Genomic DNA, 11416 nt, shown 5'->3' with positions numbered 1-11416 from the left:
CTACTGCGTCACCGATGCCAGCAGATCGACCAGCCGGTCGAGCTCCGGCTCCCAGCCGAGCCGGTGGTTGGCGGTGTCCTCGGCGCTCGCGAAGCCGGTGTGGCTGAGCTGCATCCGGGTGCCCTCGGGTACCTCGATCAGCTCGACCTCGACCCGGGTCGGCGCGTCGTCGGTACCGTCCCACTGCCAGCTGAACACCAGCCGGGTCGGCGGTACGACCTCGAGGTAAGTACCCCGCACCACGTGCGGCCCCATCTCGACGACGTACGACCCGCCGGGCCGGACGTCCGCGTCCACCTTCAGCTCCAGGGCGGGGTTCGGGCAGTACCACCGCATCAGCAGCTCGGCCCGCGTCCAGGCGTCGTACACCCGGGTGATCGTCGCCGGGAGCACCCGTTCGATCCGGATCTCAGTGTCCATCGTCGTCCTCTCGCAGGAGCTCTTCCAGCCGGTCAACGGTGCTGTTCCAGTACGACGTGAGGTCTCCGAGCCACTGCTCCACCTCGGAGATCGCCTCGGTCCGCAGCGTGCACACCACCGTCCGCCCCCGCCGCTCGCGATTCACCAGTCCGGCGTCCACGAGCACGCGAACATGCTTGGTGATGGCCGGCAACGTGACCTGGTGCGGCGCCGCAAGCTCGCCCATCGTCGCCGCACCCCGACTCAACCGCCCCACGATCGCCAGCCTGGTCGGATCCGCCAGCGCCCCGAACGTCGTCGTCAGCACCCCAACACTTCACCAACTGGTTAACTGTTCTGTCAAGCCCGTACGCTGGCGAAATGCGGCAGCCGTTCACCGAAGTCAGCGGGATCGCTCGGCACTGGGGTTTCGAGGATCTTGCCTCGACCGGCCCCGTCCAGCGCTACGTGATGTTCACCGGCGTTCCCGTCCAGCTGGTCACCGGCTATGCCGAGACCCGCGAACTGCTGGCGCACCCGGACGTCGTGCGTTGGTCGATGGAGGGTCCGCATCCGGATGCGGTGCTGGGCAATCTGATGGCGAGCACCGAGCAGCACATGCTCAATGCCAACCCACCGGACCACACCCGGCTGCGGAAACTCGTGACGGCGGCGTTCACCCGGCGCCGGGTCGAGGCGCTCGAGCCGCGGATCCGCGAGATCGCGGCGGGCCTGCTCGACGAAATGGAGGGCGTGGACGGCCCGGTGGATCTGGTGAACGCGTACAGCTACCCGCTGCCGATCACCGTGATCTGCGAGCTGATCGGCATCCCCGTGGTGCGGCGCGACGACTTCCGTCGCTGGTCCGCGGTGTTGGTGAACGCGGCAGTGCACAGTGAGGAGGAGTACGTCGAGGCCGTCACCCTGATGCTCGCCTTCGTTCACGAGCTGATCGCGCAGAAGCGGCAGTCGCCGACCGACGATCTGCTGTCCGGGCTGATCGCCGTACAGGACGACGGGGATCGGCTGAGTGAGGACGAGCTCACGTCGATGGTGTTCTTGCTGCTCGCAGCGGGTCACGAGACGACGGTCAGCCTGATCAGTAACGGAGTACACGCTCTGCTTCGGCATCCCGACCAGCTCGAGCTGCTGAGGTCCGAACCGGAACGCCTCCCCGCCGCCGTCGAGGAGCTGCTGCGGTACGACGGCCCGCTGCAAGCTGCGGTCCCGTACCTGGCCCGTGCGCCGATCGACGTCTCCGGCCGGCGGATCGAGGCCGGCGAGATGATCGTGTTCGCGCTGTTGCCGGCGAATCGCGACGTCCGGAAGGTCGAGCGGGCCGGCGAGCTGGACATCACCCGCGCGGACTCGGCGCATCTCGCGTTCGGGCACGGGATCCACCACTGCCTCGGCGCTCCGCTCGCGCGGTTGGAAGGGCGGATCGCGCTCGAGCTGCTGCTGGCGCGATTCCCGCGGCTGCGCCTCGCCGTACCCGCGCAGGACCCGCCGCGGCACCCGAGCCTGCTGATGAATGCCATCCGCGAACTCCGGGTACTGCGCTGAACATCGGGTTAAATGACATCGGTGGGATTGCGGTGATCTTGGCCGGTGATGGCATCCTTTCGGGGTGACGGAGTTGATGGAGGTCGCGCGACACCTGCTGAGCGCTGCGATGGCCTCGCATTGGCTGCTGCTGATCCTGTTCGTCGCCGCGGCGGTCGACGCGGTGTTCCCGGTGGTGCCGAGCGAGGGCATGGTGATCACCGCCGGCATGGCCGCGGCGGCCGGCCACCAGAACCTGCCGCTGGTGATCGCGGTCGCGATGGCCGGTTCGGTGATCGGTGAGTCGTTCTGCTACTTCCTCGGCCGCGGCTCCGGCCCGGCGCTGCACCGCTGGATGAAGCGCCAGGAGCGTCGCCAGCAGTTGTACGACAAGGTCTCCGGCGCGCTGCACAAACGCGGTGGGCTGATCCTGATGACGGTGCGCTACATCCCGGGCGCGCGGATGGTCGCGACGCTGACGGCCGGCGCGACCCGGTACTCGTTCAAGAAGTTCCTGATCTTCACGTTCTTCGGTGTGACGATCGCGTACACCTACGTCGCGATGCTCGGGTACCTCGGTGGTGACGCGTTCGCGCACGACCACCTGCTGGGGCTGGTGTTCAGCCTGAGCCTCGCCGGGGTGATCGGTCTCGCGCTCGAGACGTCCCGCCGGCTCGTGAACAGGCGCCGCGCGGCGAAGGTCACAGGCGCCTAACGATCACCGCCCCGGTTTGTCCGCCGGGGCGTGTCTCACGACAACCTTTCCCGGCTCCCGTGCGTCAGTAGACAAGTGGTGAGGCCTGGGGCGAACCTCGTGGCCGTTGCGGTTGTGGTCGCGGCGGCTCTGGCCGGATGTGCCGACGTACCACTCGAAGGCGCCCCGACGCCGAGCAAGTCGACCGCTCCGAAACCCACCGGCAAACCGTCACCCACGCCCACCGGGCCGACGTCGACGCCGAAACCGTCAACGCCTCCGAAGACGCCGACGCCCACTCCGACTCCGACGCCTTCCGGGAACCTGCCGGCCGCGGCTCCGGTCCTGCGGCAGTTCCCGGGCCGCCTGCCCAACGGCAAGCCGCCGCTGTTCGTCGTCGTCTCGTTCGACGGCGCCGGCGATCTCGGCCTCTGGGCGCACTGGCGGGCCGTCGCGAAGCAGGTCAACGCGCGGATGACGTTCTTCCTCTCCGGCCCGTACCTCTACCCGGGGAGCCACCGCACCGACTACAAGCCGCCGTACCAGAAACCCGGCGCGTCCGACATCGGCTGGGGTGACACCGCGAACATCCTCGGCCGCACGAAGGTCCTCCGGGACGCGATCGCCGAGGGCCACGAGATCGGTACGCACGCCAACGGCCACTTCTGTGGCACGAACGGCATCGGCCGCTGGACGACCGCGCAGTGGACCGCCGAGCTGAGCGCGTTCGACCGGATGGTGCGGACCGGGCCGACGCTCGCCGCGGGCAAGACGGTCGCACCGCCGTTCGACCCGTCGACGGTGAAGGGCATGCGGACGCCGTGTCTCGAGGGCAACCGCGCCGCGTACCGGCTCGCGATGGTGCAGCGCGGCATGCTGTACGACGCGTCCGCGCCCGGGTACATCGCCTGGCCGCGGAAGGCGAACGGCGTGTGGAACTTCCCGCTCGAGTCCGTGACGTTGGCCGGTACGGCGAAGAAGACGCTGACGATGGACTACAACTTCTGGTACGCGCAGACGCAGGCGCGGAAGGCCCCGCTCGCACAGGCGCCCGCGCTCAAGGCACAGGTGCTGGCGACGTACCGGGCCGCGCTGGCCAAGTCGCGGGCGAGCGGCAACCCGCCGCTGTTCCTCGGCAACCACTTCAACCACTGGAACAACAGCGTGTACTCCGACGCGCTCACCCAGTTCGTACTGGAGACGTGCAAGCAGCCCGACGTACGGTGCGTGTCCAACATGGAGCTGGCCGGCTGGCTCGCGAAGTACGGCGTACCGAGTCCGCGGATCCGGCCGTCATAGCTCCAGGTAACCGAAGGCGCTCTGCCAGGTGCCGCCGTCCTTGATCCGGCCGACGACGAGCCGCTGCAGGGTGGTGTCCTGCGGGAGTTCGTCGAGGTGGTCGGTGCCGTGCGTACGGAACGTGAAGAAAATCGCGCTGTCCTGGCTGTCGACCGGCGTCCCGTACGGCGTGAACCGGCGGCCGAACTTCACCATGTTCGAGTCCTGCGGGAGGTGGTCCAGCAGGTACGGGTCGATCAGCCACGACCACAGGGTCGCGATCCGCACCGGGTGCTCCGGGAAGTACCGCGGGAAGAACTCGCGCGCCTGCTGGAGGCTGTCGTCGACCAGTTCCGGGGTCAGCGGACCGGTCTCCGGGATGTGGACGCCGATCACCCATTCGCCAGTCTCGACGCCCGGCACCGGGTCCTTCTCGGTGACTTCGTAGAGCATGTACTGCAGTCGGCCGAGCGAGTAGATCTGGCCGTTCCAGAAGTGCCGCAGCCACCAGTGCGTCTCGAGGCCGTAGTCACCGTGCGTACGCCGGTTGACCTTGAGCTGCTGCCCGAGGTCCGCGAGCGACGCCCAGCTGATGTCGTCCGGGATACCGCGCTCGGCGTGGAAGCGGCGGATGTCCGGCACGGTGTCGAGGTACGCCTGCACCGAGTTCCGCGGGTCCTCCGGGAAGGTCGGCTCGGGTTCACTGCCGAGTTTCCCGGCCGCGGCCCGGAGCTGGTCGGCGAGATCCTTCACCGCCACCGGATCCGGCGTGAACGCCTCGGCCGCTTCCCGATCGAGCTCCGAAAACCCCAGCAGCCGGTACTCCTCAGCAGTCGTCACCGGTCAACGGTAACCGATGTAACAACAGCCAGACTTCAGCATTACGCCAGGGCTCGACCAGCGAACACAGCAGTATGGCGAGACGAACGGTTGCATTCCCAGTCGGCGGATGCGGACCTGTGCAGAGCCACCCACCAGCTGAGGAACACGCCTGTGTCTGACCCCCTCTTCGGCGCCGGAATCCGAATCGCCGGGCCTTGGGCTGAACATTTCTCGGCCGCCGCACGGGTTGGACTGTGGGCATCGGTGAAGAGGCTGCCGCAATTGACTCGACTCGCGGTGGGCACGGCGTGGTCAGCAGATCGAGCCGGGCTGGTCGGTGCGGTGCTGGCGCAAGTTGTTCAGGCAGTCCTCGTCGCAGCCGGGTTCCTGGCCGTCAATCAAGCTCTGATCGGCCTGCTGACAAGCGGGCCAACCGTCCAGCGCGTCCGCGCGGCGGCGCCGGCGTTGATTGTGGCTGCAGTGATGGCCGGTTGCGGTTCGCTGGCAAAGGCCCTTGCAAGTGCTTCCAGCGGGAGGTTAGCGCCGAGGGTACAGCGACGCGCTGAGCAGCTGTTACTGGAGAAGGCAGTCAACGTCGAAATCGCCACACTCGACGACGGCCAGTTCAATCGCAGTCTCGCCAGCGCTCAGCTGGGAGTTAAGGCGATCGAGAGCTTGACCACGACTTTACTGACGGTGGCAGGATCGTCGGTAGGGGTCGTGGCCATAGCTGGTGCCGTCGGAACCCTTCACCCGCTGCTGGTGCCACTGATGCTGCTTGGCGTCGTACCTCAAGGCTGGAAGGCTTTGAAGACAGCGCGATGGGAGCATGCCTCCTCCTTGAAGATGCTGAACTCGGCGCGACAAAAGGACGTCTTGGTTGGCGTCGTAACCGGTCAGGGCGCTCCGGCCGAAGAGATCAGGGTCCACCAGCTCGGTGACTTCTTGCTCGGCCACTACCAGCGCATTGCGGAACAGCTCGAGGTCGAACGTGGTCGTCTGGCACAAGCCCAGGCTGTCTTCGGGGTGGTGACCGATGCCGCCGGCGGCCTGGCGCGCATCGTCGCCTATCTCGTCCTCGGATGGCTCTTGACGTCTGGGGTAATACCACCAGCCGCAGCTGGAACTGCGGTGATCGCGATGGCCAAGGTTGCTGGGCAACTGTCCTCGCTTCTGACGCAGTTCAACGGCATGTACCGCCATGGCCTGTTCGTCAGCGACTACACCAGTGCCCTGCGACTCGCCAGCGCGCGAGCCATTCCACTGGGAGGGGAGCCGGTTCCTGAGTCATGGGGTGTGATCTCAGTCTGCGACGTGCAGTACCGCTACGAGGGCACCACATCTCCCGCCCTGCGGGGTGTCAGTCTCGAGATCAGGCGTGGGCAGGTCATCGCATTGGTAGGCAAGAACGGCAGTGGAAAGAGCACGCTGGCGCGAGTTATCGCAGGTCTTCACGAGCCCGATCACGGAAGCATCAGCTGGGACGGTATCGATTCACGCAAGCTGGATCGCGCTGACGTCTTCTCGAGAGTCGGCTGGATAGCTCAGGACTTCCAGCGCTGGCCGTTCACGGCCCGAGCCAATGTGGCAATCGGGCGTATCCGTGAAGGTGAGTCCCACCGGTCGTTGGAGATGGCAGCGACATTTGCTGATGCAGCCAGCGTGATCGCCGGCCTGCCGGAGCAGTGGGACACCCTCCTTGCCCGGGAATTTCTGGGTGGCGTCAACCTGTCCGGCGGGCAATGGCAGCGCCTTGCGATCGCGCGGGCGCACTACCGTGATGCCGAGGTGCTGATCTGTGACGAGCCAACCGCCGCACTGGACCCAGTGTCCGAGGTCGAGGCGCTCAAGAGGATCCTGGCGCTGGCCGACGAGCAGCGTGTGGTCCTCATGATCACGCACAGGCTGGGCTCGGTACGTCATGCGGATCGCATCTATGTGCTCGACGACGGACAGATCGTGGAATCGGGCAGCCATGACGATCTGATGCGGATGGATGGTCTCTTCGCCCGGATGTACCGCGCTCAGCGCCGGCAGTACGGCTTGTCCGGGGACGAAGATTCCAGCCGTAGGTCAGCCCGACGCGAATAATCACAGCGGAGCCGGCGACGGACCCGTGCTGAAGAATGGACGTGACCGAGAATATGTCTGGAGAAGATCGCAACCTACCTCGGCCTCGCGGGGTTGCCGAAGCCGACTCCCTGCTACTCATCGACGTGGTACGTGCCGTGCTCGCTCGTCGGGACGGGCAGCGCTGGGTAGTTCGTCCAGAAGAAGCCTGGTGTTACCTGACCCCGCCAGTGAACATCATGCGGAGGCACGGCTGGAAGATCCACGTATCAGCGACCCCGCTGTCGGCTCCCATCGTTCTGGCTCGCGCCGCTGAGGTGCTCATACGGAGAGAATGCTCGTTCAAGTTCGGCACGGACCTTCAGCGCGTCGCACAGCTGTGCAGCAATTGGTACGACCGCGGTGGCGCAGGAAAGTTCATCACCGTCTATCCACGAGACGATGACGAGTTCCGTGTTCTGACGAAGGAGTTACACGAGGCGACCACAGGACTGCTTGGTCCGCAGATCTTGTCGGACAGGCAACTGTGCGCGGGCAGTCTGGTGCATTTCCGGTACGGCGAGTTCTCGAGTGAACGAGTTTTTACCGACGATGGTGTCTTCGAATCGAGGATGGTTGGTCCCGACGGTAGCGAGGTCAAGGACGAGCGGCTTGCTTGGTTCTCCCCGCCGTCCTGGGCGGTGTCTCCGTTCCCCGACGAGGCGCTACAGGTTCCCGTAGCTCCCGAGTCGGTGCTCCTGGACGGGCGATTCCGCGTCCGTGAGGCGATTCGTCATGCAAACAAAGGCGGTGTGTACCGCGCCACCGACGAGACGACGGGACTGGATGTCATCGTCAAGCAAGCGCGGCGACATATCGGCGCAGGACTGGATGGATCCGATGCGTGCGACCGATTGCGTGAAGAAGGGCGCCTGCTCGACGCATTGTCGGAGCTGGCGATCGTCCCGGCGAAGGTCGCGGTCTTCGAACAAGAGAGCGATCTATTCTTGGTCGAAGAATTCATCCCAGGATCATCGTTGCGAGATTGGTCGGCAGAGCGCACATCGCTCGGAGGAGCGACCAAGACCGAGGCGGCTTGGCTGTCGAGGGGCCTGGTCGCTGCTGTGCGCGAGGTGCACGAGGCAGGCTATGTCCTGCAGGACCTGAAGCCACAGAACGTGATCGTCACGCCGTTCGACGAACTTCGGTTCATCGATGTGGAGTATGTGGTGGAACAGCATCACGAAGGACGCATCGCAATGACGCTGGGTTTCGCAGCCCCGGAGGTGGTGGAGCTGCACAATCGCCGCGTCCGGTCGACGCCCGATCCGCTGTCGGACTGTTTCAGCCTCGGAGTGACACTGTTCTGTGCTTTGACCGGTATGGCGCCGACCTGGGTTGCGGGCATCGCCGGATCACCGCGACCGCGCGCCGAGCGTGAGCGAATCTTGGCGCAGATCGCGAACAATGTGCCGGTGCTGTCCTCCTACCTTGAGGTGATCGTCGGACTGACCGAGGCGCACCGCGAGGATCGGTGGCCGCTGAGCCGCGCAGAGGCGGCCATCGCGACAGCTGCGAGCAGATCGGTGGTCTCTGTCGTGACGCCGGCGCATCTCGAGACCGAGCAAGCCGTGATGCTACCCGGCGGCGTGGATCGCCTTCTCGACGATGGCATCGCAGAACTCATCCATCGGATGACCCCTCATGACCGTCTGCTCTGGCCGATGATCGCGCGAGTGGCGGGAGAACAGGACCCGTGCAGCGCCTGGGCCGGTAGCGCAGGCGCCCTGCTGACCCTGAGCCAGGCCGCAGGGTTCCGCGCTGACAACGAGCTGCATGATGCGGTCGCGAGATCGGCCAAGTGGATCGGCGATCGGTTGACATCCGTGCCGCGACTTCTTCCTGGAATGGCGTTCGGACGAGGCGGCACGGCGTACGCACTGCATGCTGCCGCGCGCGTGATGTCAGATGATCTGCTGGCTGTTAGGGCTGTGGAGATTGCGAAGAAGCTGCCGATCGACAGCCCGAGCCCGGACTTCACCCACGGTTTGTCAGGCGCGGGAATCGCCCACCTTCGGCTTTGGGAGGCGACGCAGGACCCGGACCTGGCAGCTCGTGCGGTCAAGTACGCTGACGCGGTTCTGTCTGCCAAACAACGCCGAGGTCCAGACTGGCACTGGCCGATCTCAGCTGGGCTGAACTCAAGACTGGCGGGAAGCAGCGTTTACGGATTCGCCCATGGCATCGCGGGCGTTGGGGCATTCATGGCGGCGGCCGCGACCGCGGCACAGGGCGAGTCGGACCCTGCTGCCGATCGCTTCATGGAGGCTGCGATCGGCGCAGGCGACACCTTGTGCCGCGCCGCTCGCATCGATGGCGACGTTGTGTCGTGGCCGACTTCGGTTGACAGCGATGTGTATGGAACCTCCGGTCAGTGGTGCAACGGGCCGACGGGTATCGGGTCCTTCCTGATCGACCTCTGGTCCCTGAGTGGTGAGCGGCGACACGCGGATCTGGCGGAACGCTGCGCGGCGACGGCCCTGTCCGAGGCATGGGTCATGCCGGTCGGGGCTTGCTGCGGTTTGGCTGGTGTCGGGCAGTTCCTCGTCCAAATGTCTGAGCGCACCGGAGACCGGGCCTTCCGCGACAGCGCTGAGATCGTTGCCGATCTCATCGCGGCGCAGGCGGTTCGGAAGGATGGAATTCGGTTTGCCGGCCAGCAGGCCACCGATTTCAGTTACGCACAGGGGTTGGCCGGCGTACTCAGCTTTCTCGTGAGACTCAGACACGGCGGAGCGATGCCGTGGATGTAGATCAACCGCGGAACGACGTTGGGACGCTCGCGTCGAATCGGTTCAAGCCGTTCGCCTCGATCGCCTACGAGGCAGCCAACTTGATAGCCGAATACTTGACTGATCCGGACGATACCTGGGCGTCTACCGATTCGGCATCTTGGCTTACATCCCCGGGGGTCGCCGTTCTGGCAGCCAGGTCTTGCGGTTCCGCACAAACGCCTCAGTACGCTCCTGTTCGTCATCTTCAGGATGCGATCAGTAGCCTGCCGTCGTCACAGGACAGCATCTTCTGCGGGACCTTCGGCACCGTTGCAGCAGCATTAGTTGTGCAGGCCACGGTTGAGGAACCACGACTGAACAGCACGGTGCGGTCTGGAGTCCGGTGGCTGAGCGATCGTCTAGACGTTGCGATGCGTGCACGTGCCGAAGGCGCTGTACCTGTCCGGGAGTACGACTCGATCACGGGCCTGGCTGGAATGGGCCGGGTTCTCTTGTTTGCCCAGACGCAGGGTCAGTCCATGGCGGAGCCGGGGCTACGTTCGGCTCTCGAGATGGCAACAGTGCTCTTGCGTCGTGGTGAGATCCCCGCTTGGTGGCAACCGCCACACGAGCCGTCAGACGGCCGGCCGCCTCCGTTCGGCATCGATCGCATATCGGGATCTGCGCTGCTCGGCATGGCTCACGGTGTCGCCGGCCCGCTGGCCTTTCTCTCCGTCGCCATGAAGGCGGGACTGGAGGTCGACGGTCAACGAGAGGCGATTCGCGATGCGACCGACTGGATTCTCGGATGGCGTGACCAGCAGGATCGGTTATGGCCGGTTGGTGTGACAGGACGCGAACTTCGCGATCGCCGGCCGAACTCAGACCCGCATCCGAAGGGACACCAATGGTGCGTCGGCATGGTCGGCATTGCTCAAGCTCTGCACCTTGCCGGCCTCGCGTTGCACGATCGCGGTACTGTCGATCACGGGATCGAAGCGCTTGCAACCTTGGGTGGTCTCCCGTCCAGCGAATGGGCGGTCAATGGCCCAGCCATTTGCTGTGGATATGCAGGAGTCCTGCAAACGGTGCTCGTCGCAGCTTCGACAACTCCGGATGAAAGGCTGGACGCAGTCGCGGACGCGGCTGCCGAAAAGATCCTTGAACGCTGGGACGCGGAGCAGCCTTCTCGGCTGATCAGAGCTCGGGGAGCTCGCCAGCCACTCGATGCCACGATCCTGACGGGCATGTCTGGGATCGGTCTTGCGCTGTACGACTATGCCTGCGGTCCTTCTCTGTGGTCCTCACTGCTTCTCGTCCAATAATGCCGGCGAAGGGAGGATACCGATCCGAACTTTGCCGCGAGAGGTAGAAGTCAGCGACGTTCAAGGTCCTGCTGCGATAGTTGCCGTGCCATATACCGCAAGTCCGAAAGGTGGAAAGGTAATGTCGACAATCGCTGGTCTTCAGATGCTTACCGAGTCGAAGCCAAGCCCGCAGGGCGTGAGATGTCAGTTCGAGAGTGAGACGCCGACGTGGTGCGATGACATCAACACCACGAACAACAGCGATACCTGCTGCGCTGGTGCGAGCTCCGGCACGAGGTTCTGATACGCCGGATCAAGACGGTCGAATAGTTGCCGTCCCTGATGGGCGGGCCCTGCAATGCGCGGGGTTCGCCCATCCTCAGCGTGAGGACTGGAGCACAGCTGAGACTTGGCGTTCATCTGCCGCTGGCCGTGGCACGACGGTCCGACTGCGCTGGCGGGCGTCGGTGTCCGAGATCCGCAGGCTGTGAATGGCTCTCTGCTCGGACCTCTTCGAGCGGAGGATCACTGCAGCCCATCGCTGGCCCTGC

At 65.3% G+C, this 11416-nt stretch carries 9 protein-coding genes; 6 read left to right on the top strand and 3 right to left on the bottom strand.

Going from position 1 to position 11416, the window contains the following annotated elements; translation table 11 throughout:
* Together ACFYRU_RS02450 and ACFYRU_RS02445 are read right to left on the bottom strand one after the other, a co-directional pair.
* Positions 1 to 420: an SRPBCC domain-containing protein gene (locus tag ACFYRU_RS02450; protein ID WP_387652184.1), complete on the bottom strand. Its 420-nt coding sequence runs from the start codon at positions 418 to 420 to the stop codon at positions 1 to 3.
* Positions 410 to 727, bottom strand: coding sequence for an ArsR/SmtB family transcription factor (locus ACFYRU_RS02445; protein ID WP_387652182.1), 318 nt, complete (start codon positions 725 to 727; stop codon positions 410 to 412). Before ACFYRU_RS02445 ends, ACFYRU_RS02450 begins: the two co-directional genes overlap by 11 nt.
* Before the next feature lie 53 nt (positions 728 to 780).
* Here ACFYRU_RS02445 and ACFYRU_RS02440 point away from each other — a divergent pair, with 53 nt between their 5' ends.
* The 3 genes from ACFYRU_RS02440 (at position 781) to ACFYRU_RS02430 (ending at position 3934) form a co-directional block, all read left to right on the top strand.
* On the top strand, positions 781 to 1962 hold the full coding sequence (locus ACFYRU_RS02440; protein WP_387652180.1) for a cytochrome P450: 1182 nt from the start codon (positions 781 to 783) through the stop codon (positions 1960 to 1962).
* A gap of 64 nt (positions 1963 to 2026) precedes the next feature.
* A complete protein-coding gene (locus ACFYRU_RS02435; protein ID WP_387652178.1) occupies positions 2027 to 2656 on the top strand; it encodes a DedA family protein in 630 nt (209 codons plus the stop codon).
* A 75-nt stretch (positions 2657 to 2731) separates the two neighbouring features.
* A complete protein-coding gene (locus ACFYRU_RS02430) occupies positions 2732 to 3934 on the top strand; it encodes a hypothetical protein (protein ID WP_387652176.1) in 1203 nt (400 codons plus the stop codon).
* Here ACFYRU_RS02430 and ACFYRU_RS02425 read toward each other — a convergent pair.
* Positions 3929 to 4753 (bottom strand): acyltransferase domain-containing protein, encoded by an 825-nt coding sequence (locus ACFYRU_RS02425; protein ID WP_387652174.1) that lies wholly within the window; start codon positions 4751 to 4753, stop codon positions 3929 to 3931. The two genes, ACFYRU_RS02430 and ACFYRU_RS02425, sit on opposite strands and share 6 nt — an antisense overlap.
* 153 nt (positions 4754 to 4906) lie before the next feature.
* Between ACFYRU_RS02425 and ACFYRU_RS02420 the strand changes: the two genes are divergently transcribed.
* Genes ACFYRU_RS02420 through ACFYRU_RS02410 form a run of 3 tightly spaced genes read left to right on the top strand, consistent with a single transcriptional unit; the run spans position 4907 to position 10883 of the window.
* The gene (locus tag ACFYRU_RS02420) at positions 4907 to 6826 is read left to right on the top strand and encodes an ABC transporter ATP-binding protein (protein ID WP_387652172.1); all 1920 of its coding nucleotides are present in this window, start codon (positions 4907 to 4909) and stop codon (positions 6824 to 6826) included.
* 35 nt (positions 6827 to 6861) lie between these two features.
* Positions 6862 to 9597, top strand: a complete 2736-nt coding sequence (gene lanL / locus ACFYRU_RS02415; RefSeq protein WP_387652170.1) for a class IV lanthionine synthetase LanL — start codon at positions 6862 to 6864, stop codon at positions 9595 to 9597.
* A complete protein-coding gene (locus ACFYRU_RS02410) occupies positions 9588 to 10883 on the top strand; it encodes a lanthionine synthetase C family protein (RefSeq protein WP_387652169.1) in 1296 nt (431 codons plus the stop codon). Before lanL ends, ACFYRU_RS02410 begins: the two co-directional genes overlap by 10 nt.
* Positions 10884 to 11416: the final 533 nt, after the last annotated feature.

It is taken from the genome of Kribbella sp. NPDC004536 (assembly GCF_042873835.1).
Lineage (GTDB): Bacteria > Actinomycetota > Actinomycetes > Propionibacteriales > Kribbellaceae > Kribbella.
The sequence above is the reverse complement of the archived record's forward strand: the minus strand, read 5'-3'. Positions and strand labels throughout refer to the sequence as shown.